The sequence below is a fragment of the Rhizobium sp. WYJ-E13 genome, assembly GCF_018987265.1.
Classification (GTDB): Bacteria; Pseudomonadota; Alphaproteobacteria; order Rhizobiales; family Rhizobiaceae; genus Rhizobium.
Genome location: NZ_CP076853.1, coordinates 2,350,254 through 2,373,245 on the forward strand (window position 1 = coordinate 2,350,254; position 22,992 = coordinate 2,373,245).

Annotated in this window: 18 protein-coding genes and 1 riboswitch; of the genes, 8 read left to right on the forward strand and 10 right to left on the reverse strand. The window is 61.1% G+C overall.

Annotated elements, in window-relative coordinates; all coding sequences use genetic code 11:
* Position 1: 1 nt before the first annotated feature.
* Genes cobO through cobU form a run of 4 tightly spaced genes read right to left on the reverse strand, consistent with a single transcriptional unit; the run spans position 2 to position 6,031 of the window.
* Positions 2-634 (reverse strand): cob(I)yrinic acid a,c-diamide adenosyltransferase, encoded by a 633-nt coding sequence (gene cobO, locus KQ933_RS11940; protein WP_216755083.1) that lies wholly within the window; start codon positions 632-634, stop codon positions 2-4.
* Positions 631-4,461, reverse strand: coding sequence for a cobaltochelatase subunit CobN (gene cobN / locus KQ933_RS11945; RefSeq protein ID WP_216755084.1), 3,831 nt, complete (start codon positions 4,459-4,461; stop codon positions 631-633). Before cobN ends, cobO begins: the two co-directional genes overlap by 4 nt.
* Before the next feature lie 9 nt (positions 4,462-4,470).
* Positions 4,471-5,517: a cobalamin biosynthesis protein CobW gene (gene cobW / locus KQ933_RS11950; RefSeq protein ID WP_216755085.1), complete on the reverse strand. Its 1,047-nt coding sequence runs from the start codon at positions 5,515-5,517 to the stop codon at positions 4,471-4,473.
* Positions 5,518-5,521: 4 nt separating this feature from the next.
* A complete protein-coding gene (cobU, locus tag KQ933_RS11955) occupies positions 5,522-6,031 on the reverse strand; it encodes a bifunctional adenosylcobinamide kinase/adenosylcobinamide-phosphate guanylyltransferase (protein WP_216755086.1) in 510 nt (169 codons plus the stop codon).
* A 206-nt stretch (positions 6,032-6,237) separates the two neighbouring features.
* A riboswitch (cobalamin riboswitch) is annotated at positions 6,238-6,632 on the reverse strand.
* Between the two features lie 207 nt (positions 6,633-6,839).
* On the opposite strand from cobU, the gene KQ933_RS11960 reads away from it, so the two are divergent.
* The gene (locus KQ933_RS11960; protein ID WP_216758898.1) at positions 6,840-8,630 is read left to right on the forward strand and encodes a chloride channel protein; all 1,791 of its coding nucleotides are present in this window, start codon (positions 6,840-6,842) and stop codon (positions 8,628-8,630) included.
* Here KQ933_RS11960 and KQ933_RS11965 read toward each other — a convergent pair.
* Positions 8,627-10,078 carry a cobyric acid synthase gene (locus KQ933_RS11965; protein ID WP_216755087.1) on the reverse strand — a complete coding sequence of 484 codons (1,452 nt, stop codon included), beginning with the start codon at positions 10,076-10,078 and terminating at the stop codon, positions 8,627-8,629. The two genes, KQ933_RS11960 and KQ933_RS11965, sit on opposite strands and share 4 nt — an antisense overlap.
* 656 nt (positions 10,079-10,734) lie before the next feature.
* Here KQ933_RS11965 and KQ933_RS11970 point away from each other — a divergent pair.
* Both KQ933_RS11970 and KQ933_RS11975 read left to right on the forward strand, forming a co-directional pair.
* Positions 10,735-11,727 carry a glycine betaine ABC transporter substrate-binding protein gene (locus KQ933_RS11970; RefSeq protein ID WP_216755088.1) on the forward strand — a complete coding sequence of 331 codons (993 nt, stop codon included), beginning with the start codon at positions 10,735-10,737 and terminating at the stop codon, positions 11,725-11,727.
* A gap of 33 nt (positions 11,728-11,760) precedes the next feature.
* Positions 11,761-12,111 carry a hypothetical protein gene (locus KQ933_RS11975; RefSeq protein ID WP_216755089.1) on the forward strand — a complete coding sequence of 117 codons (351 nt, stop codon included), beginning with the start codon at positions 11,761-11,763 and terminating at the stop codon, positions 12,109-12,111.
* A gap of 6 nt (positions 12,112-12,117) precedes the next feature.
* Here KQ933_RS11975 and KQ933_RS11980 read toward each other — a convergent pair whose 3' ends face one another.
* The 3 genes from KQ933_RS11980 to KQ933_RS11990 all read right to left on the reverse strand — a co-directional run bounded on the left by KQ933_RS11980 (position 12,118) and on the right by KQ933_RS11990 (position 14,783).
* The gene (locus KQ933_RS11980; protein WP_007813980.1) at positions 12,118-12,273 is read right to left on the reverse strand and encodes an entericidin A/B family lipoprotein; all 156 of its coding nucleotides are present in this window, start codon (positions 12,271-12,273) and stop codon (positions 12,118-12,120) included.
* A gap of 95 nt (positions 12,274-12,368) precedes the next feature.
* On the reverse strand, positions 12,369-13,268 hold the full coding sequence (locus KQ933_RS11985; RefSeq protein ID WP_216755090.1) for a LysR family transcriptional regulator: 900 nt from the start codon (positions 13,266-13,268) through the stop codon (positions 12,369-12,371).
* A 108-nt stretch (positions 13,269-13,376) separates the two neighbouring features.
* Positions 13,377-14,783 carry a DUF882 domain-containing protein gene (locus KQ933_RS11990; RefSeq protein WP_216755091.1) on the reverse strand — a complete coding sequence of 469 codons (1,407 nt, stop codon included), beginning with the start codon at positions 14,781-14,783 and terminating at the stop codon, positions 13,377-13,379.
* 288 nt (positions 14,784-15,071) lie between these two features.
* Between KQ933_RS11990 and KQ933_RS11995 the strand changes: the two genes are divergently transcribed.
* The 5 genes from KQ933_RS11995 (at position 15,072) to KQ933_RS12015 (ending at position 20,418) form a co-directional block, all read left to right on the forward strand.
* Positions 15,072-16,376 carry a hemolysin family protein gene (locus KQ933_RS11995; protein WP_216755092.1) on the forward strand — a complete coding sequence of 435 codons (1,305 nt, stop codon included), beginning with the start codon at positions 15,072-15,074 and terminating at the stop codon, positions 16,374-16,376.
* Between the two features lie 113 nt (positions 16,377-16,489).
* On the forward strand, positions 16,490-18,391 hold the full coding sequence (locus tag KQ933_RS12000; protein ID WP_216755093.1) for a potassium transporter Kup: 1,902 nt from the start codon (positions 16,490-16,492) through the stop codon (positions 18,389-18,391).
* A gap of 215 nt (positions 18,392-18,606) precedes the next feature.
* Positions 18,607-18,768 (forward strand): hypothetical protein, encoded by a 162-nt coding sequence (locus tag KQ933_RS12005; protein ID WP_216755094.1) that lies wholly within the window; start codon positions 18,607-18,609, stop codon positions 18,766-18,768.
* A 121-nt stretch (positions 18,769-18,889) separates the two neighbouring features.
* Positions 18,890-19,093, forward strand: a complete 204-nt coding sequence (locus tag KQ933_RS12010; protein ID WP_216755095.1) for a hypothetical protein — start codon at positions 18,890-18,892, stop codon at positions 19,091-19,093.
* Between the two features lie 302 nt (positions 19,094-19,395).
* Positions 19,396-20,418, forward strand: coding sequence for a GlxA family transcriptional regulator (locus KQ933_RS12015; RefSeq protein WP_183736076.1), 1,023 nt, complete (start codon positions 19,396-19,398; stop codon positions 20,416-20,418).
* A gap of 109 nt (positions 20,419-20,527) precedes the next feature.
* Here KQ933_RS12015 and KQ933_RS12020 read toward each other — a convergent pair whose 3' ends face one another.
* Positions 20,528-21,859 carry a diguanylate cyclase gene (locus KQ933_RS12020; RefSeq protein WP_216755096.1) on the reverse strand — a complete coding sequence of 444 codons (1,332 nt, stop codon included), beginning with the start codon at positions 21,857-21,859 and terminating at the stop codon, positions 20,528-20,530.
* A gap of 201 nt (positions 21,860-22,060) precedes the next feature.
* Positions 22,061-22,891, reverse strand: coding sequence for a response regulator (locus tag KQ933_RS12025; RefSeq protein WP_216755097.1), 831 nt, complete (start codon positions 22,889-22,891; stop codon positions 22,061-22,063).
* Positions 22,892-22,992 lie beyond the last annotated feature (101 nt).

A 22,992-nucleotide genomic window follows, 5' to 3' on the forward strand; every position in this document is an offset into this window, starting at 1 on the left:
ATCAGAATTCCACGCCCGGCTGCCCCTTGATGCCGGAGCGGAAAGGATGCTTGATCAGCTCCATCTCGGTCACGAGATCGGCAATCTCGATCAGTTCGTCCTTGGCGTTGCGGCCCGTCAGCACGACATGCGTCATATAGGGCTTCTCGTTCCCCAGGAATTCCACCACCTCGTTGATATCGAGATAGTCGTAGCGCAGTGCGATATTGATCTCGTCGAGCAGCACCATGGAATTGCGCTCGTCGCGGATCAGTTCCTTGGCCTTTTCCCATGCCGCACCGGCTGCCGCCACGTCGCGCGCCCGGTCCTGCGTTTCCCAGGTAAAGCCCTCACCCATCGTATGGAACTGGCAGACATCGGAGAAATGCTTCTCGATCAGGTCGCGCTCGCCCGTCCACATCGCGCCCTTGATGAACTGCACGACGGCAGACGGCTTGCCATGGGCGATATGACGGAAGATCATGCCGAAGGCGGCGGACGACTTGCCCTTGCCCTTGCCGGTGTGGACGATGATCAGGCCCTTCTCGTCCGTCTTGCTGGCCATGATCTTGTCACGGGCAGCCTTCTTCTTCGCCATCTTCTCGGCGTGACGGGCATCGTCCTTTTCGGCTGGTACGACTGGCTCTTCGCTCATGACTGGCTGCCTGCTCTTTTCCTGGTTTCGTTGACTTCACTGAGGTCGAATTGGGCGGAGTTGCTGCGTGGCGTCCAGAGCTTGCGCTCGATCGCCTCCATCAGCCGCTCTTTCATCTCGGAAAGGGCAGCCGGATTCTTCTCGGCCATGAAATCGCGCACCGTGGGATCGGCGACGAAGGCCTGATAGACGGCCTCGAAATGATGGTTGCCGACCGCTCCCGTCGTCGCCGCAAAGGCAAAGAGATAATCGACCGTCGCTGATATCTCGAAGGCGCCCTTGTAGCCGTGGCGCATGACGCCCTCGATCCATTTCGGATTGACGACACGCCCGCGCACCACCCGCCCGATCTCTTCTTCCAGAGAACGGATCACCGGCTTTTCCGGCCGCGAATGATCGTTGTGATAGATCGCCGGCCGCGCGCCGCCGAGCGCTTCGGCCGCCGCCGCCATGCCGCCTTCGAACTGGTAATAATCGTCGCTGTCGAGCAGGTCATGCTCGCGATTGTCCTGGTTCTGTACCACGGCCTGAATGGACCGCAGCCGCTCCTCGAACACCCCGCGCTCGGCTCGCCCCTCCTCGCCCGCGCCATAGGCATAGCTGCCCCAGACGAGATAGGCTTCCGCAAGATCCGCTCGCCGCTCCCAACCCTTCTCATCGATCAGCGCCTGCAGGCCCGCGCCATAGGCGCCGGGCTTGGAACCGAAGATGCGATAACCCGCCCGCTTCGCCGCCGCTTTCTCATCGAGCCCGGCCGCTGTCAGCCGCGCCGCCTCACCGCGCATGCGCCCGGCTATCGGATTATCCGCCGCATCCTCGTCGAGTGCGCCGACAGCCCGGATCGCCTTGTCGAACAGCGCGATCTGCTCCGGGAACGCATCTCGGAAAAAGCCTGAAATCCGCAGCGTCACATCCACCCGCGGCCGCCGCAGCATGGCCGGCGGAATGATCTCGTAGCCGGTGACGCGGCGCGAGGCCATGTCCCAGACCGGTTTGACGCCGATCAGCGCCAGCGCCTGGGCGATATCGTCGCCCCCGGTGCGCATATTGGACGTGCCCCAAGCCGTCAGCCCGAAGGAGACTGGCCATTCGCCGTGATCCTGCACATAGCGGCGGATCAGCAATTCCGCGGATTTCTTGCCGAGTTCATAGGCCGCTGGCGTCGGCACCGCACGACTGTCCACCGAATAGAAGTTCCGCCCCGTCGGCAGGACGTCAGGCCGCCCGCGTGTCGGCGCACCGGATGGACCGGGCGGGACGAAACGGCCATCGAGGCCGCGCAGCAGACTGGCGATTTCCGCCGGGCCGCAGGCGAGGATGGAGGGTTTGAGGCGAGCCTCGATTTCGTCGAGGACGACTCTGGTTTGGGACCAGGGGGGTGGGCAAGAGATTTCACCGGAGACGAGCTTGGCAGCGAGAAGTTCGACGCGCTCTACCGTGTCGCCATTGCTGCGCCAGGGAGTGTCGAGGAGGTCGGCGAGGATTGCTGGACGTAGGCCGGTCCAGAGGGCGGCCATGTCGCAATCGAGGGGGTCGACAGCGCCCAACCCAGCATCCCCCGCAATCGCCCGCTGCAGACTCGCGTCCCCACCCTCACCCAGTCCGCGCGGCACGCGAGCCAGCGCCACGGTGAGATCCGTCAGCAACCGCCCTTCCGGCGAAACACCGAACACATGCAGCCCATCCCGGATCTGCATCTCTTTGAGGTCACAGAGATAGGCATCGAGCTTCTTCAACGCCTCGCCTTCGCTCTCGCCCTTAGCGATCCCCGCATCCCGATCCAGCCCGATATCGGCAACAAGCTCCAGGATCTGCCGCGACAGCAATCGGATTCGCCTGGGATCACCACCCGACGCCTCGTAATATTCGTCGACCAGCGCCTCCAGATCCTTCAGCGGCCCATAGCTTTCGGCCCGCGTCAGCGGCGGCGTCAGGTGGTCGATGATGACGGCGCCGGTGCGGCGCTTCGCCTGCGTGCCCTCGCCGGGATCGTTGACGATGAACGGATAAAGATGCGGCAGCGGCCCGAGGATCGCTTCCGGATAGCAGGTCTCCGACAGCGCCAGCGCCTTGCCCGGCAGCCATTCCAGATTGCCATGCTTGCCCATGTGAACAACGGCGTCAGCACCGAATTCTTCGCGCAGGAAAGCGTAGAAGGCGAAATAGCCGTGCGGCGGCACGAGATCGGGCGAGTGATAGCTTTCCTTCGGATCGATATGATAGCCGCGCGCCGGCTGGATGCCGATCAGCAACCCGCCGAACCGGGCAAATGGCAGCGCGAAGCCGCCATCGCGCATATAGGGATCGGTCTCGGGACCGCCCCAGCGGGCCATCACCTCATCCTGAATCTGATTGGGAAGAGACGAGAAGAAGTTCTTGTATCGACTCAAGGAAAGCCTCTCGCGCACCACCTTGCCGTCGAAACCGGAATTGGTCGGCCCCGCCATCAGATGCCGCATCAGCGCATCACCATCAGCGGGAATATCGGCGACAGGATAGCCGACCGCCTCCATCGCCCGCATCACCTCGATGGTGCCCGCTGGCGTATCGAGACCGACGCCATTGCCGAGCCGCCCATCGCGGTTCGGATAATTCGCCATGACGAGCGCGACCCGCCGCTCCGCCGCATTCCTCTGCCGCAACCGCGCCCAGTTGGCGGCAAGGGCGGCCACATATGTCATGCGCCCGGCATCAGGCTCGCTGGAGACGATATTGGCCTCGACCGCGGCATCATAGCGGGCGGCTGCCTTGAAGGAGACGGCACGCGACAGCACGCGGCCATCCACCTCCGGCAGCGCAACATTCATGCCGAGATCACGGGCCGAGAGCCCTTGCGACGAGGCAGCCCAGGCTTCCCGCGACGAGGCGGAAAAGATTGCCTGCAGCACGATGGCGTCGTTCGCCTCCAGTACCGTCGGCTCGCGATCGGCGCCGGGGGCGGAGACGGCAAAGCCCGTCGTGTTGATGACGACTTCGGGCTTCAGGTCGGCGAAGATGCTTTCGAGTATGCCTTTCGAGACCGGGTCCTTGAGGCTGTAGGCGAAGACCGGCAGCGGACGCAGGCCTTGCGCCTGCAGAGCCTCGATCAAGGGTTCGACGGGGCGGGTTTCGCCGCTCTGCACGAGGGCGCGGTAGAAGGCGATGGCGACGGTAGGTCGGTCCGTGGGTTTGCATCCCACCTCTTCCGTCGAATGAGTGGTACCCTCTTCTTCGTCCGAGAGCGTGGTACCTGCAGAAACGCTAGTAACTAACCCCTTCCACTCCTCGACCCCAACCAGCCCCCGCCCCGGCCACCAGATCCCCGCCTTCATCAACGGCGCAGCCGGCGCCGGCTTCTCCGCTCCAGACAGCATCGCCGCCGCATAGGCAAGAAAGCCCCGCGCGTTAGCGTCTCCACCCTCGATCAGATAGCCCCATAGCGCATTGAGATCTTCAAGCGCCACATTCGAAAACGGCGTCAGCCCGGCATCCGGCTTGGAATCCCCCGGCAACACCGCAATCATCGCACCACTGCGCGCTGCCACCGCATGCAACGCCTCCAGCGCATAGTGGAAATAGCTCGCCCCACCCAGCGCCCGCACGATGATCAGCTTCGCATGCCGCGCCGTGCGTTCAACGTAAGTATCGACCGACATCGGATGCTTCAGGCTCATCAGGCTCGCAAGCCGCAGCGAATGCCCGGCCGCCCCGCCGGCATGCGCCGCGGCAATTGCCGCAAGCTCGGTGTCGGCAGCCGACAGGAACAGGATATCGCCCGGCGACTGGCCGAGGTCGATTGCCTCGTCCCCGTCGCTGATCGTTCCCTGCTGGGCCAGAAGCAGATGCATTTTATATCCTCATGCGAGCGCTTCGATCGCCTTGCGCACCGCGTCCTGATCCATCTCGTGCAGGCCGATGACAACGAGACGCGTGCTGCGCGTTTCACCCGATGCCCAGGCGCGGTCGAAATACTGGTCGATACGGACACCCACGGCCTGCAGCTGCAGGCGCATCGGCTTGCCGGAGACGTCGATGAAGCCCTTGAGGCGCAGCACGTCATGCTCGGCAATGATGCCCTTCAGCTTCTCGACGAAACCGGCCGTGTCCGAGATCGCACCAAGCTCGACGACGAAACTGTCGAATTCGTCGTGATCGTGGGGCTTACCGTCCTCATGCTCCAGCTCGTGATGGGACTTGCGGTTGACGACGTCGTCTTCCGTGCCGATGCCGAGGCCGAGCAGCACGCTTGCCGGCACATCGCCATTCCTGGCCTCGATCATCACAGGCTTGCGGGCAATGCGCGAGGCAACCTCGCTCTTCACGCGGCCGAGGCCATCGCTGTCGATAAGATCGGTCTTATTGAGCACGATCAGGTCGGCGCAGGTCAGCTGATCTTCGAAAAGCTCTTCGATCGGGCTTTCATGATCGAGCGATTCATCCTCGACGCGGCGCGCATCGACGGCATCGTGGTCATCGGCAAAACGACCAGCGGCGACAGCGGCACTATCGACGACGGTGATGACGCCATCGACGGTGACTTCGCTGCGAATATCCGGCCAGTTGAAGGCGGCCACCAGCGGCTGCGGCAAAGCGAGGCCCGAGGTTTCGATGACGATATGGTCCGGACGCTGATCGCGCTCCAGAAGCTTCGTCATGGTCGGAATGAAATCGTCGGCGACCGTGCAGCAGATGCAGCCATTGGTGAGCTCGATAATATCGTCTTCGGTGCAATTCTCCGCCCCGCAGCCCTTCAGCACATCGCCATCGACGCCGAGATCACCGAACTCGTTGATGATGAGCGCGATCTTCTTGCCCCCGGCATTGGTGAGCAGGTTGCGGATCATGGTCGTCTTGCCGGCGCCGAGGAAGCCGGTGATGACGGTCGCGGGAATTTTCTGCTGCATGGAACTAACCCTTCATTTTCAGCGGCAATCCTGCCGCGATAAAATAGACGTCGTCGGCCTCTGCCGCGATCATCTGGTGCAGCCGGCCGGCATGGTCGCGAAACTCGCGCGCCATGCGGTTTTCGGGCACGATGCCGAGGCCGACTTCATTGGAAACGATGACGAGCCGCGCCTTTGCGTCAGGGAGAAAGGCGGCGAGCGATGCGGACTGCGCAGCGATATCGCGCCCCTCCATCATCAGGTTGGTGAGCCAGAGCGTCAGGCAGTCGACCAGGATTGCCCTGCCCTCGCCATCGATGGCCGCAAGGCGCTCCATGAGATCGAGCGGCTCCTCATGCGTGGTCCAGGAGGGACCGCGATCGGCCTTGTGCTGGTCGATACGCGCCTGCATCTCCCCGTCCCACGCCCGGCCGGTGGCGATGTAGTGGCGGTCGAGGCCGCTGGCTGTCACGAGATTTTCGGCGAAGCGGGATTTGCCGGAGCGCGCGCCGCCGAGGATGAAGGTGGCGGTCATGCGCAAACGCTCCTATGAGAGAGGATGCGGCGGCTTGTTCTAAGTGTACTTTCCTTGGCGACAGAGGGGGGTGCCACAGACTCGACGCAAGAGGCCGAAAGCACCGCACCGACGCCTCCCAATCGCACCGCCAAAGGCAGCACCGAACCATATCCTTCAGCCAAAACAACCTCCGTGCTGGCAGCGGGCAAAACACCCAGTTGGGCACTATGCCCGGCACGGATGGCAGGTCTCCTGGCTCGCAGTTGTCGGCCGCGACAGGGGCAACCGTTTCCGGTCGCCCCTGATCGTGCCAGCGGATCTGCCTCGCCTTCCCGGCTGCATCTCGTGAAAAGGCGGACGATTCGTAGAAAGAGAGGCGTCCTGCCCCGGCTGATCACGGTGCATTTCCAGTGGCTTTTCCGGCGCCTGTTCCACCTTGCCCGCCCGCAGGATGCGGGCCGTCGGCGCGGCAGTCGAAATGCCGGACGGAAGACCCTGACTGCTCTACAGTCGCGGGGTCGGCTGTGATGAAGGCCCCCGACTTGGGTCCGCCTCGTCACATTCCCTTTTCATCCGGAAGGCGTCAGGCCGATCCGGAACCATCCATTATGTGGTTTCATGGTTAGGCGCGCGCAACCCCCATGTCAATTGCCCCGCACTGTGCCAGAGAGGTTCATCTCTACTTACACTACCAAGATTATCGTGTTTATTCAAAATCTTATGTCATAGAAACTTTACTGCCCGGCCGGTATTTAGCCGCAATTGGCAGGCATGCGGTGCCGCCTGCCACCCTTGACCGCCGCTCCTGTCGCCTAGTTCTCCTATGATGCTCTCCCGAATGGATATCCGCCGCTTCCGGCCCTTCACAACCATATTCGATTTGGGACGCCTGCGCGCCCTCGCCAGACAAAGTGAAATAGGCCTGGTCTTTGCCGGCGCGCTGGTCGGCATCGCTGCGGGGCTGGCGGTCAGCGCCATGAGTTTCGTGTCCGAGGCAATGCACCGGTTGATCTTCGGCATCGAAACCGAAACCCGGCTCAGCGCTTCGCAGATCGACAACCAGTTCCTGCTGATGACGGCGCCTTTCGCCGGCGGTATCCTACTCGGCTTGTTGTTCTTCATCCTCGCCAAGTGGCGCAAGAAGCCGATGGTCGACCCGATCGAGGCCAATGCGCTGCATGGCGGTCGCCTGTCTTTGACAGACAGCATTCTCGTCGCCGTCCAGAACATCATCTCCAACGGCTTCGGCGCCTCGGTCGGTCTGGAAGCCGGCTATACGCAGCTTGCAGCCGGCATCGCCTCGAAATTCGGCCTGAAACTGCAACTGCGCCGCGCCGATCTGCGCGTGCTTGTCGGCTGCGGCGCTGCCGGCGCCATCGCGGCCGCCTTCAATGCGCCGCTGACCGGCGCGTTCTACGCCTTCGAGCTCATCATCGGCACATACGCCATCGTCTCGCTGACACCGGTCGTCGTTGCAGCCCTGGTCGCCACACTGGTTGCACGCCTGCTTGCCGGTAGCGATTTCATCATCGATGTCGGCAGTTTCGGCGCTGTCCAGCCGGCCGATTACGTGCCGGCGATCGCACTCGGCGCCTTCTGCGCCGGCATTGGCATCCTGCTCATGCAGGGCGTCGCCTTCGTCGAGGAACTGGCACGAAAGAGCTCCGTCCCGCTGCCCTTTCGCCCGGCGCTCGGCGGCATCGTCGTCGGCCTGCTGGCGCTGGTCTCGCCGCAGATTCTGGCCGCCGGACATGGCGCACTGCATCTGAACCTCGCCAACGAAGTAACGATCCCCGCCCTTATCAGCCTGTTTTTGCTGAAATCGGTCGCTTCGGCTGTCTCGATCGGCTCCGGCTTCAGGGGCGGCCTGTTCTTCGCTTCACTCTTCATGGGCGCGCTGCTCGGCAAGCTCTTTGCCTATTCCGCCCCCTATTTTGCCGATGCGACGCTGACCCCCGTCATCTATGCCGTGGTCGGCATGAGTTCGCTTGCCGTCGCCGTCATCGGCGGGCCGCTGACCATGACCTTCCTCGCACTGGAGATTACCGGCGACTTTCCGATCACCGCCCTCGTGCTCGCCGCCGTCATCACTTCCTCGCTCGTGGTTCGCACCACCTTCGGCTACTCCTTCGCCACATGGCGTTTCCACCTGCGCGGCGAGAGCATCCGCAGCGCCCATGATGTCGGCTGGATCCGCAACCTGACCGTCGACAAGCTGATGCGCGCCGATGTGAAGACGGCTAAAAACAGCATGACGCTCGGCGACTTCAAGACGGCCTACCCGATCGGCTCGACTCAGCGCGTCATCCTTGTTGACGATCAGGACAAATATGCAGGTCTGGTGCTCGTCCCGGAAATCTACGCAAATCCCACCAGCGCGCAGGACGAAGCCCAGAATCTCGCCGATTTCATCCGCTATAAAAACGATTTCCTGCAGCCGCAGATGAACGCCAAGCAGGCAGCCGCGATCTTCGACAAGACCGAAAGCGAAGCACTCGCCGTCGTCAACAACATGATCGAGCGCAAGGTGATCGGCCAGCTCAGCGAAAGCCACACACTACGCCGCTACAGCGAAGAACTCGACCGCCGCCGCCGCGAAGTTTCAGGCGAGATTTAGAGTAGGCCGGCAAGAAAGCGGTCATCGAGAGTGCGCTCAAGCTCCGCGGCAACGTCGTCCAGCGCCTGATCGACGCTTTGGCGATAGTTCGCCCGCTCTCCTGAAAGCCCGAAGCTTTCGAGAAGCCTGCCCCGATAGGCATCCGAACCGAACAGGCCGTGCAGATAGGTGCCTATGACATGCCCGTCGGCGGAAATCGCCCCATCCGGCAGGCCATCGACAACCGCCACCGGGCGCGCGCAATCGGCCCCTTGCGTGATGCCGAGGTGGATCTGATAGCCCGATAGCGGCACCTCATACTGACAGGAGCGCGCGCTGCTATTACGCACGGTCTTCTCCGGCGCCATCTCGGTATCAACATCGAGCAGGCCAAGCCCTTCAATGTCAGTCACCGCCCCTTCAATGCCCAGTGGATCATGCACCCTGCGCCCGAGCATCTGGTAGCCGCCGCAGATGCCGATCACCCGGCCGCCCCGCCTGACATGAGCGGCAAGGTCACGGTCCCATCCCTGCGCCCTGAGATCGCTGAGGTCCGATATGGTCGATTTCGAGCCAGGCAGGATGATGAGTCCCGCATCATCAGGCAGCCGTTCGCCTGAGCGTACAAAGACGAGCTCGACATCAGGCTCAGCCCGCAGCGGATCGAGATCGTCGAAATTGGCAATGCGCGGCAGCACCGGCACGGCAATCTTCAGCGCCCCTCGCGCGCCCTTGGCCAGCCGCTCCAGCACGACGGAATCTTCCGCCGGCAGCCGCCCCGCCGCCTGAAGCCAGGGCACGACGCCGAAACAAGGCCAGCCGGTGAACTGGCCGATCGATGTAATACCGTCGTCGAACAGGCTCACATCCCCACGGAACTTGTTGATGATATAGCCCGAAATCATGCTGCGATCCTCTTCGGCAAGGATCGCATGGGTGCCGACGAGCGAGGCGATGACCCCACCGCGGTCGATATCGCCGACGAGAACGACAGGCACATTTGCCCGTGTCGCAAAGCCCATATTGGCGATATCGCCAGCCCTGAGATTGATTTCCGCCGGCGAACCCGCCCCCTCGACAACGACGAGATCGGCATCTTCCGACACCTTGGCGAAACTCTCCAGCACGGAAGAGATGAGCTGCGGCTTCAGCCGCTGATAGTCGCGCCCCTTTGCCTGCCCGAACACCCTGCCCTGCACGATGATCTGGCTGCCGTTTTCGGACTGTGGCTTCAGCAGCACCGGGTTCATATGCACTGATGATGGCGTACGGGCCGCAAGCGCCTGCAGCCATTGCGCCCGGCCAATCTCGCCGCCGTCGTCGGAAACCGCCGCATTATTCGACATGTTCTGCGGCTTGAACGGCCGCACCGTCAGCCCGCGATTGGCCGCCAGCCGGCAAAGCCCCGCCACCAGCACCGTCTTGCCGACATCCGAGCCGGTTCCCTGCAGCATGATGGCTCTGGTCATTAGGGTCTATCCGTGAAGCGTTTCCGCAGGCCTACAATGAGCGTTGCGGGCGGGTCAACAGGGACCCAGAAATGCGAAAACCGCGATCAGGCCATCAGCCCAACGCGGTTTGCCATAAAACGCTGACGCCCTCACCATTACGCGATGAAGCTCGCTTTCTCCGGGACGCTCTACCTGATCCGGAGAAGCAGCGCGGTTGTCCCCCGCCGCGTCACAACTGATAACGGCACATTCTTACCGGATGGTTATTGAAAGCGCGCCTTGACGCGAATTTCGACCTTTTTTGCACTTTTTCTAATTTTTCTCATCTGAGACCGCATTCAGGTCTTTCCGCAAGGGGCACATTTGCCTCCAGCGCGCGCAAGATCGTACCCTCCGTGCGCCGGCATAAATTCTTCGAATTCAATTATTTAGTGACTGATGGAAGACAGAAAAGAGAGTTGATTTCTTGCCGCAAATCCGTAAGCTTGCTCATCATCAGCCATCGATAGAAATGGCCAGCGACGAGCCGCCGGAGAACCAGACGAACGGCGCCGCAGACAGGAAGCCCGGCGAGCATATTCCGGGCGTTTGGCACCTGAAGCGGCGGAGAGATTTGTCGGCTAATTGCCCCGGTGCATGCACGTTCGATCACATAAAATTTCGGGGAATATATAATGAAGACATTTTTCACGTCGTTCATCCTTGCCGTCTGTCTGTATGCGGGAATTGCGCAAGCCGCCGGATGCGGCAAAGTCTCGATTGCCGAGATGAGGTGGGGCTCCGCCGGCATTGCCGCGAGCTTCGACAAATTCATCCTCGAGAAAGGCTACGGCTGCTCCGTCTCGATTGTTGACGGTGACACGCTGCCGACCTTCGCCTCCATGGATGCCAAGGGCACGCCCGATATCGCCTCGGAATTCTGGACGAAGGCCGTCCAGCCGCAGCTCGATACCGCCATCAAGGAGGGTCGGTTGGTGAAGGGCGCCGAAATCCTCGCCGACGGAGCGATCGAAGGCTGGTACATCCCCAAATTCATCGCCGATGCAAACCCGGATATCGGCTCCGTACAGGATGCGCTGAAGCACCCGGAACTCTTTCCCGATATCGACGCCCCCTCGCACGCCGCCATCTACAATTGCCCGGAATCCTGGGCCTGCAAGACCTCGACAAGCAATCTCTTCAAGGCGCTCGATGCCGACAAGCGCGGCTTTGCGCTGGTCGACAGCCGGACCCCTGAAGATTTCGATGATTCGATCGCCCGCGCCTTCGACAACAAGGTCGGCTGGCTCGGCTATTACTGGTCGCCGACATCGGTCATCGGCAAGTATGACATGAAGCTCCTCGATTTCGGCATGCCGCACGATCAGGCCGAATGGGACGCCTGCACCTCGGTTCGCGGCTGCGCCAATCCCAAGGTGAACGCCTATCCAGTGTCGCAGGCCTTCACGCTGATGACCCGGTCCTTTGCCGACCGCGCCGGCCCTGTCATGACCTATCTGAAGGCGCGCAGCTGGGACAACGAGACCATCAGCCAGGTCCTCGCCTGGCAGGATGAAAACGGCGAGGACAACGAAAATGCAGCCCTCTATTTCCTTGAGAATTATGAGGAGCTCTGGAGTCGTTGGGTTCCGGCCGATGTAGCCGAGAAGGTCAAGGCCAGTCTATAAACCTTTCCGACAACAAGGACTGGACGATTCGTTATGACTGGCACGGTGCCCTTCCCCGATCGCGATACCGTCGCGGAAAAACTCGCGGCGCTCTCGGAAACCGACAAATCCTATCTGTCGCTGCTGATGGAAAATCCGGTGCAGGACGATAATCTGCTCGCGGGCCTCTATCGGCACCTCGACCTCGCCTCCGCCTCGCGCCTTCTCAATTCGCTGAAGCTCGAAACGCTCGGCAAATGGATCGACGGAGCAGCGCCCGACCGGCTGCAGATCAGGCTCATGGAAGCGGCGCGCTCCAGCCAGCACCCGGCCTATGCCGCATTCCGGACCGGGCTGACCCGATCCGGCGGGCTGGAAAAAGCCTATCCGGCTTCAAAAATCTGAACTTGTTTATCTCTTCGCTGCGCGATCGACACTGCGGCCGGCATCCTGCGTGGCATTGACAGCATTTGCCGTATCCCTGCCCACGCCGCGGATCGTGTTGGCGCAGGAAGAAAGCGCGAGAAGGATCATCAAGGCGGAAGCGATTTTACCCGTGGTCGTCATGTGCGAAATCCTTTTATGAAATCAACCCCGAACGGCTGATGCCGTCCGGGCGGGATAACGCGTTCGTGAGCGAAAAGTTCACCGGCTAACCGAATTCAGGCAGCAGCCGCTTTCGACCTCTCGGCGAAGGATGCACGGATGCTGTCGGCGACGGTCTCGATCGGCCCCGTCATCTGCGATGCCGTCAAAAGCTGGATATCGAAAGAGCCCAGTTCCGGCAGCCCTTCCTGGATGCCGAGGATCGCCATGTCATCGCTGACATAGGAGAGCGGCAGCGGCGCGATGGCGAGATCGGAGACCACGGCGGCGCGCTGCGCCATCGTGTGGGCGCTGAGATAGGCGACGCGATACGGCCGCTTGTTGCGCTCGAGCTGGGCGATCGCTTCCTGCCGCCAGATGCAGCCGTCTTCCCAGATCGAGATCGGCAGCGGATCGCGCCGATGAGCCGAACCGCACTTCGCGCCTGCCCAGACGAGCCGTTCGCGATAAACGACTTCGCCATTGGTCGGGAAAGGCCGCGTGGCGCAGTTGATGAGCGCGAGATCGAGGCGCTGCTCCTCCATCCGCTTTTTCAAGCCGATGCTCATATCGATCGTCACATCGACCATGATGCCCGGATAGCTCTGCGCAAAGCTTTTGAGGACCTGCGGCAGCAGCCGCTCGCCGATATCCTCGGGCGCGCCGAGCCTTACAACGCCGCTGAGCTCGGGCATGATGAAGCGCGATACCGCCTCGTTGGAAAGCGCCAGAATGTTGCGTGCATAGGACAGGAGCATTTCGCCATGCTGCGTCAGCGTCACCGAGCGCGCATCACGGCGAAACAGCATCACGCCCAGTTGCTCTTCGAGCTTCTTGATCTGCATGGAAACGGCCGACGGCGTGCGGAACACGGTTTCGGCCGCAGTCGAAAAATTACCGGTCTCTGCAATGGCGACGAAGGTGCGCAGCACGTCATTGTCGAGCAGAGGAATGGGACGGCGAAACGGGATGGTCATCGTCACATCTTTCAATTTTTCTGAATGACGAAGGTTATCATTCCATTTGATTGAAAGTCAATCTGCCCTCTATTTTTGTGGGGCGATCCCTATCGAGCCTATTTGAGTTCAGCCCTCAGTGCCGAAACGGCTGGTCTTGAAGCTTGTTCCAGCCGCACCTGAGGCAACCGTCCGGCCCTCGCCGACACCCTTCGGATAGGTGTTGCCGATCATAGCAGGCGCCGTGAGTTCAACTGCCGTTTCCGGCGATCGCACCGCCCAGGCAATCAGCGCTCGCGCGGACATCTCGCCGACGCCGCCCGAGACATGCTCCGACGCGGAGACCGGCAACACCGCGATCTGCTCGGCCGTCGGTGCGGGATGAGTCTGCCGGTCGGCGATACCTGAAGTATTGGCGGGCTTGCGACCAACGACGAAGCGCGTGAAATCGGCCGGGGCCGGCTGGACGGATGCCAGCACCGGCGCGACCATGGGCACAGGTGCGGGTATCTCGCTTTCCACGGCCTCGATTTCAACAGGCCGCAGCGCCGGCAGCGGAACGGTCAGTGAGGCAAGATCGGCAAAGGCCCGGTCGGCAACTGCCTTGTCCTCGGGCTTGGCAAGCTGCGGCGCCAGCCCGATCTCGGCCCGCTTCTGCGGCGTCGGCAGCATGGCGGTGACAAGGCTTCCGGTCACGATGGGATCAGGTGCCCTCATAGGTGCTGCCGCGCGTGCCGTCAGGAGGGTCGGTGCCGCTGTCTTTGGCGTTACAGGAGCATCGTCATCCTCATCCTCGCCTGACACAATCTCGATCGGCGCGGAGCGGATACCCTTCTTGCGCTCGGCAAGCGCCACCTGATAGCCCGGCAGCGGCCGCCCGTCCGCCGGCAGGTGGATCGTGCGTCCGTCGGGGAACAGCCGCGCCAGCTCCTGCCGCGACATGCGCGGCCAGGCGCGCACATTGCCGACATCGAGATGCACGAAGGGCGAACCCGATGTCGGGTAATAGCCGACGCCGCCCACCTGCATCTGCATGGCAAGCGCACGCAGCGTCGCAAGCTTGACGCCGGGAATATAGAAATCCATCGCCTTGCCGAGCATGTGCTGGCTGCGCTTGGCGACACCGGTATTGCGCGAACGGTTGCGCAGCATGTTGTTGGTCGCCGGCGAGCGATAGGCGGAGACGACGTGGATCGTCTCCTTGGCCCCGCTCTTGCGATAGACTTCCCAGACGAGGTCGAGCAGCCGCGGATCCATCTTCGCCGGCTCGTTACGGCGCCAGTCGCGCAGAAAACGGTTGATCTGGTTGAGGCCGCGCTGGTCGTATTTGCCGTTGCGCTTGAACACGATCGTCGCCCGCTCGCCCGTATGCGTGAAGTAGAGTTTCAGCGCCCTGTCTTCGGCCGCCGCCTCGCCCGATCCGGCAATGACCGCAAAGAAGAAGACCGCAGCAATCGCCATGCGATGGGCAACGACAGACAAAAGCCACGCAGAGGCGGTCGTCGGGATGGCGGCGATGGTTTGATGAAGGGACACAGGCTTCGTCCATGGTGCGAGACACGAAAACATCACAGGCACCGCACACGCGGGCGGCGTTAAGCCTTCATTATGGTCAATAGATCGTTAAGAGTGGGTTTATAAGCCGAGGACTATATGAGGCGCTGTTTCAAGGAGATGCCGTCTTGCGATTCTCCAGTTGCGCTGGCAGCGAAAAGTTCGCCATAATTATCTTGCCAAGCGCCATGATCTTCGACGGGAACCCTCGCAAAGCGAGACGAGATCGCATAGTTTCGACGCATCATTATCATCGAAACAGGCCTAAGTTTGTATACCGAAATAGCCATCGTCATCCTCCTCACCATTCTCAACGGCGTCCTGGCGATGTCGGAGCTCGCAATCGTCTCCGCCCGCCCGGCACGCCTCAGGGTTATGGCAGACCAGGGAAGCAGGGGAGCGCGACTGGCGCTGCGCCTCGCCGAGGATCCCGGCCGTTTCCTGTCGACGGTTCAGATCGGCATCACCCTCGTCGGCGTCCTGTCAGGTGCCTTCTCGGGTGCGACGCTCGGCGCGCGGTTCTCCGCCTGGCTTCTGGCGCAGGGGCTTCCCAATGCCTGGGCGGACGGGCTTGGCGTCGGTACGGTCGTCGTGGCGATCACCTATCTCTCGCTCATCATCGGTGAGCTTGTGCCCAAGCAGATGGCCCTTCGCGCGCCGGAAGCCGTTGCGGCCAGGGTCGCACCGACGATGACCTACCTGTCGAAGGCGGCTCTGCCGCTCGTCTGGCTGCTCGACGGCTCGGGCAAACTCGTTCTCGCGCTGCTCGGCCAGTCCGGAAAGAACACCGATGGCGTCACCGACGAGGAGATCAAGACGGTTCTTGCCGAAGCCCAGAGCGCCGGCGTGATCGAGAGCGGCGAATCCGCCATGATCACCGGCGTCATGCGTCTTGCCGACAGAACGGCGCGCGCACTCATGACGCCGCGGCGCGACGTCGAGCTGGTCGATATCGAAGATTCCGCCGAGGAGATCCGCAAGACCATCCAGTCGACCGCGCGAACGCGTCTGCCGGCCCGCAAGGGCAGCTCCGACGAGGTTCTCGGCGTTCTCGCCGTCAAGGATTATTACGATGCCCTTGCTGCCAGCCGGACGGTCGACATCATGACGCTGGTACACGATGTTCCGATCATCTCGGACCTCGCTCCCGCCTCATCGGTGATCGAATCCATCCGCAATTCGTCGCAGCATATGGTCCTGGTTTTTGACGAATACGGCCACTTCGAAGGTGTGATCACGTCAGGCGACATCCTCGAATCGATCATGGGCGTTTTCGGCAACGCGGCCTCCGGCGAGGAACCGGCGATCAAGCGACGCGAGGATGGATCCTATCTGGTTTCCGGATGGACGCCGATCGACGAATTTTCGGAATTCATGAACTTCCCCGTTGATCAAGACGTCGAATATCAGACCGTCGCCGGTCTCGTTCTCGAAGAACTGAAACACCTGCCCGAGCTCGGGGAAACCTTCGTCAAGAACGACTGGAAATTCGAGGTGATCGACCTCGATGGGCGGCGCGTCGACAAGCTGCTCGTCAGTGCGCTGACGAAGGACGAGGCACGGGCGGAGAACTGATCGGCGCGATCATTCTGACCCCCTCGCGCGATCGATGTGCCATTCTCAGGCTTGCGCCCCATATCTTTCGTTCTGAGCAGCAATCAGGGCCGAACAACAATCAAGGAATATCCATGTCCGCCACCACCCACGACGCAGACCGGCCCCATGCAGGCCAGCAAAAGTTTGCGGCCCTGCTGCTCGGGGCGATCGGCGTAGTCTATGGAGATATCGGGACGAGCCCGCTCTATGCCTTCCGCGAAGCGCTGCGACCCTTCGTCCATGACGGCGTCACCCCAAACGAGGTCATCGGGCTGATCTCTTTGATGATCTGGACGCTGACGATCATCGTCACGTTCAAATACGTGCTGTTTCTGCTGAGGGCGGACAACGAGGGCGAAGGCGGAACCCTTTCCCTGCTGGCCCTCCTCATGAAAAAGACCAGCCGACATGCGACCGTCTTTTTCTTCGCGGGCATCATTGGTGCCGCGCTTTTCATCGGCGATGCCATGATCACCCCTGCCTTATCGGTGCTGTCGGCGCTCGAAGGGCTGAAGCTCGTAACCCCGGTCTTCACCCCCTATGTCCTGCCGATCGCCGTCGCGATCATGCTGCTGCTGTTTTTCGTCCAGTCGGTCGGCACCGCATCCGTGTCGAAGCTCTTCGGCCCGATAACGCTGCTGTGGTTTCTCGTGATGGGGCTTGGCGGACTTGTCCATATCGCCGACGATCCCGCGATCTTCGCAGCACTCAATCCGCTCTACGCCTTCGACTTCATCACCCATGCGGGCCTCATCGGCCTCGTGGTCCTCGGCGCCGTCTTCCTCACCGTGACGGGCGCGGAGGCGCTTTATGCCGACCTCGGCCATTTCGGCAGGAAACCGATCCAGGCGGCTTGGTTCGTCGTGGTCTTCCCGTCGCTTGCGCTGAACTATCTCGGCCAGGGCGGGCTGGTGCTTGCAAACCCGCAGGCTGCGTCCGATCCGTTCTTCCTGATGTTTCCGGAATGGGCGATCCTTCCTGTGGTCATTCTCGCCACGGCAGCCACCATCATCGCCAGCCAGGCGGTCATCACCGGGGCGTTCTCGCTTGCCCGCCAGGCGATCCATCTCGGCTTCCTTCCGCGGCTGGAGATCTGCTTCACCTCTGCCTCCAACACCGGCCAGATCTATGTCCCGGCGGTGAATATGGCACTGCTGTTTGGCGTGCTTACCCTGATCTTCGCATTCGGCTCCTCCGAGGCCCTTGCCACCGCCTATGGAATTTCGGTCACGGGTGCGATGGTCGTCACGACGATCCTGTCCTTCCAGTTTCTCCGCGTCGTCTGGGGATGGAACGTGGCCATGGCACTGGCGGCACTCCTGCCGCTCCTCGTGCTTGAAAGCATCTTCCTGGGCGCGAACCTCCTGAAGATCCATGACGGCGGCTACGTCCCGGTCCTGATCGCCGGCGCGCTGATGGTGATGATGTGGACCTGGAAGAAGGGAACCCTGCTGGTGCGCGAGAAATCCGCAAGGAGCGACATACCTCTGATGCAATTCCTTGCGTCGATCGAACGAAAGTCGGATCACGCTCCCGCCCAGGTCCCCGGAACTGCGATCTTCCTGACCAGCCTTCCCGACATGACACCCGGCGTGCTCCTGCACAATCTGAAGCACAATCGCGTTCTCCATGCGCGTAACGTCATCCTCAACGTGAAGACCGCGCCGCGCCCCTATGTGCCGGAAACCGAGCGGGTGACAATCGAAAGGCTTTCGGAGCGCTTCATCAAGATCCAGCTCCTGTTCGGCTTCATGGAGGATCAGGACGTCTCCAGGGCCTTGCCGCTCTGCCGCAAGGCGGGCTTCGACTTCGAGATCATGTCGACCTCGTTCTACCTCGGCAGGCGCAAGCTCGTCGGCGATCCGAACACCGGCCTTCCGGCCTGGCAGGACCGGCTCTTCATCGCCATGGCCGGCTTCGCTATCGACCCCTCGGACTATTTCCAGCTCCCCAGCAACCGCGTGGTGGAGCTTGGCGAGCAGATGGTCATCTGACGGCTGCGCCTGGATCGCCGCGTCCGTCAGTCCTTTGATATGTCGTCACCAGGCTTGAAGAGATGCCGAACGCAACTCCTCACAGCCATGTGCACGACCTCCCTCATCTTTCAATTTCTCTGAACTTAAAGCCCAGTTCATTTCATTTGTTTGAATCAGCCTCAGTACCTATATCTTAGGTGTGACGATGAGGCTGAAGACAAAGGAGGCCGATCATGTCGCAGATAGCAGACTTCAACATCCTCCAGTCTTTCTTCGCTTTCCGCGCACGCATGTTTCGGGTGGCGGCACGCGAACGGATCAGGCAGGAAATGAAGCATTATCCGTCGCATCTTGCGGCCGATGTTTGCGCCCTGCCCGCTCTCGACGAGCAGTAGCGATAGTTCAAAATAGCTTATGGTACCCATGAAATCTATTCGTTTGAATGATGAGTGCCGCAAGCGCATATTTCATCTCGAGGATACGGGAATCCTAGATCAGCAAGGAAAGGAAACGGCAATGACCTCGATGACCTACAGAGATGGCGGCAAGGGCCTGTCATCCTACGGCAGACATTCTTCGCTCGGCTCCTATGCCGACAGGCTCGTGCGTGCATGGCGCCGCTGGCAGACGGAACGCCAGATCGAATCCATGCCCCTCGACATCCGCAAGGATATCGGTTGGCCGAGTGCCGACGAGAGCGGCAAAGACAGAGCTCATTAAGAACAGGGCTCATGAATGCAACCATATGCAATGAATGCGACATACCTCCCAAGCTAAAGGCGGTGCCTGCCCCATGCAGCGCCGCCTTTTTCATATCCGTCGCCTGCCTTTTCCCCAGTGAATTTCACAGCACTACCGGCCCGCAGCGACGCCTCTTGCTCCGCTCGCGCCGCAAATCACGGCCAATGTCGCAGATTTGCTCTTCCTAGCCGCATTTATCCATGCCAGTGTCGCTTTTGGAACATCGGAACGACGCATTCCACGCGACCAATATGCAGTCGCCCTCGAGCATGGATTTTCCAATGAACAAGATGCAGCTCAAGAAACGTTCCGTAGTCTTCTTCATGGTTCCTCAGTTCACCATGCTGCCCTTTTCGGCGGCGGTGGATACCCTGCGTATCGCAAACCGCATGCTCGGCTATCAGGCCTATACATGGCGCCTGAGTTCCGTCGACGGCGAAAAGGTCTATTCCTCCTGCGGCATCGGCGTGGAGGCCAATTCGTCGCTCGCCGAAGAGCGTCGCCATCTGGGCGGCGAAAACCGGCCCGGCATGGTGCTCGTCTGTTCCGGCATCGATGTCGAGACCTTCAACAACAAGTCCGTCAATGCCTGGCTGCGGGAATCCTATAATCGCGGCGTCGCCGTCGGTTCGCTCTGTACGGGCGCGCATGTGCTTGCCCAGGCGGGTCTCCTGAACGGCAAGCGCTGCGCGATCCACTGGGAAAACCTGCCGGGCTTCTCCGAGGCCTTCCCGCAGGTCGAGGTCTATGCCGATCTCTATGAGGTCGACAACAATCTCTATACCTGCGCCGGCGGCACGGCATCGCTCGACATGATGCTGAACCTCGTCGGCGAGGATTTCGGCGAAAGCCTCGTCAACCGTATCTGTGAGCAGCACCTGACCGATCGCGTGCGCAACCCGCATGACCGCCAGCGCCTGCCGCTGCGCGCCCGCCTCGGTGTCCAGAACGCCAAGGTCCTGTCGATCATCGAGTTGATGGAAGGCAATCTCGCCGAGCCGCTGTCACTTCTGGAGATCGCCGAAGGCGCCGGCCTGTCGCGCCGCCAGATCGAGCGCCTCTTCCGCCAGGAAATGGGCCGGTCCCCTGCCCGCTACTACCTGGAAATTCGCCTCGACCGCGCTCGGCACCTGCTGGTTCAGTCCTCCATGCCGGTCGTCGAAGTGGCCGTTGCCTGCGGCTTCGTCTCCGCCTCGCACTTCTCCAAGTGTTATCGCGAACTCTACCAGCGCTCGCCGCAGCAGGAGCGCGCCGATCGCAAGATGACCATGGCCACGGCTCGTCAGCAGGCGGTTGCTGCTTGAGCCCTCACTTCCGTCATGCTCGGGTTTGTCCCGAGCATCTGCCGCCGGTCGTATTTTGATACGTGGTTAGATCCTGGGACAGGCCCGAGGATGACGACCGGAGCCCCCTTTACTGTGCCGCCTCTTCCGTCATCTTGGCGTCGGAATAGACAAGGTTTCGCCCCTTGTGCTTGGCCATGTAGAGGAACTGGTCTGCCGCGTTCAGATAGTTCTCGAAGGTCTCGTAACCGGTGATCTCGGCCAAGCCGATTGACACCGTCACCGACAGTTCCTCGTCATCGGCTGTCACTCTCAAGCGGGAAATGTCCGAGCGGATCTCATCGCAGAGCTTGGTGGCGGCCAGCGAATCCATCTGCGGGAAGAGAATGGCGAATTCCTCCCCGCCGAGGCGCGAGAGAAGATTGTCGCTGCCTTCGAAGATTGTCTGCAACCTGTCTGCAACAGCCTTCAGCACCTTGTCGCCGATCTCATGGCCATAAGTGTCGTTCAGCCGCTTGAAATGGTCGATGTCGAGAATGGCGACCGCGCTCGCCACTTTCAGCCGCAGGCATTCGTTCACCAGCTTCGGGCCGTTGTCGTAGAAATAGCGGCGGTTATAGAGGCCGGTCAGATAGTCGCAGGCCGCAGCCGCCCGCAGTTGCTTCATCTGCGTCAGCGTCTCCACATTGTTGGCGATGCGGCACTGCAGCTCTTCGGCGACGAACGGCCGGTAGACGAAGTCGCTGGCGCCAGCCTTCAGGAAACTTGCCGACAGCATGCGGTCGTTCGAGGAGGAAACGCCGATGACGCGCATCTTGTCCGAACCGAACCGATGGCGGATGCGCCGCGTCAACTCATAGCCACTCATGTCGGGCATATGATGATCGGTGACGACGAGCTCGATATCGCTGTAGGTCTCGAGTGCCGCAATCGCCTCAAGCCCGGAATTGGCTTCGACGACCATATATTGCTGGGCCTTCAGGAGATCGACGAGTACCTGGCGCGCGGATGAAACGTCGTCGACGACGAGCACCCGGGTCTTGCGGTTCATGATCGCCCGGCGCACGGTCGCGACCAGATTGTCGAGCGCGAACTCGTTATCCTTCAGCACATAGTCTATGACATTACGCTCGAGGATGCGGGCGCGGGTGTTGAGATCGAAGGTCGCAGTAAAGACGATGGCTGGAATATCGTGCTCGATCGTGCAGTCGAGCGCCTCGCCATAGGGTGCGTCAGGCAGGTTCAGGTCAACGACGGCCATGCTGTAACCGTGGCCGTCCTGCAAGAGCTCTTCACGTAACGCCTTCAGCGAGGAACAGCAAACAACGCTGAGGTTGAGCTCGGTCTGGAACCGATGGCAGAGCACGGCACAAAACATTCGGGAATCCTCAACCAGAAGTATGCGGATTCCTCCAAACCGAGGACCTGCATGCTCCCGCTGATAATCCCCCTGGAATGTCACGGCTACCTACCCCTCCACATGCACGAGAGGGTCGACTCGCCCTCTCTTGCAGTGCCGGACGATAGCCGAGGCCTCCCCATCCGTGAAGAGGCAAATGACGGCAACAACACCTGTGATTGCAAAAATATGAGCCTCAGTCATATCTTTTCGGTGTGGGCCGATCACGGAGGCGTTCCCCCGCACCCGATCTTCGCGGCCGGATCAGGCAACCGCCCGTTCCCTGCGCATCGACTGGATCTGCAGGAGCGTGTCCAGGTTCTGGTTGACGCGGCAGTAAAACTCCTCGTCGATGAAGGGACGCAGCATGAAGTCGTTGCCGCCGGCCTTCAGGAACCGCGCCGAAAGCAGGCGGTTGGAAGAGGAGGAAACGCCGATGATGCGGAGCTCATGCGAGCCGATCGAGGCGCGGATGCGGCGCGTCAGCTCGAAACCGTCGATGTCGGGCATGTTATAGTCGGTGACCATCAGGCCGATATCGCGGTTAGCCTTGAGGATCTCCAGCGCTTTTGCGCCGCTCTCGGCGGTGCTGACGCGGAAATTATAGCGCTTCAGTCGGCTCGACAGCAGCGCGCGGGCCGTGGCGCTGTCATCGACGATCAGCACGTGATGGCGATGGTTGGTCAGGAACCGGCAGATCGATTCCGCCAGGAGGTCGACGGCAAAGACATTGTCCTTGAGGATGTAGTCGACGATGTCCTTGGCAAGCAGCTTGTCGCGCATGCCTTCATGGAACGTGCCGGTGAAAACGATCGTCGGGATCGACAGATCGACCAGGTATTCCAAGGCCTCGCCGTTTTCGGCGCCCGGCAGGTTGATGTTGGAAATCGCGAGCGTGATCGGATCGGAAGACTTGTCGTAGGAAAGCTGCAGATCTTCAAAGTTGCGGCAGATCTCAACGTCGATATCGAAGAGCTCCTTGAGCCGCTTCCCGATCATCGACGTGAAGACGTTGGAATCTTCAGCGAGGATGATACGCGCGCCAGCAAACATTCCTCCGGAATATTGCATCCCCGAAATACCTAGAAACGCCATGACAAACCTTTAAATGGAAATTGTGTCCCCGAACGAAACCGTTACATGAATTCATTTGAGCAATTGTTAATCGAAGGGCTGCAGCCGGCTACAAAAAGGGC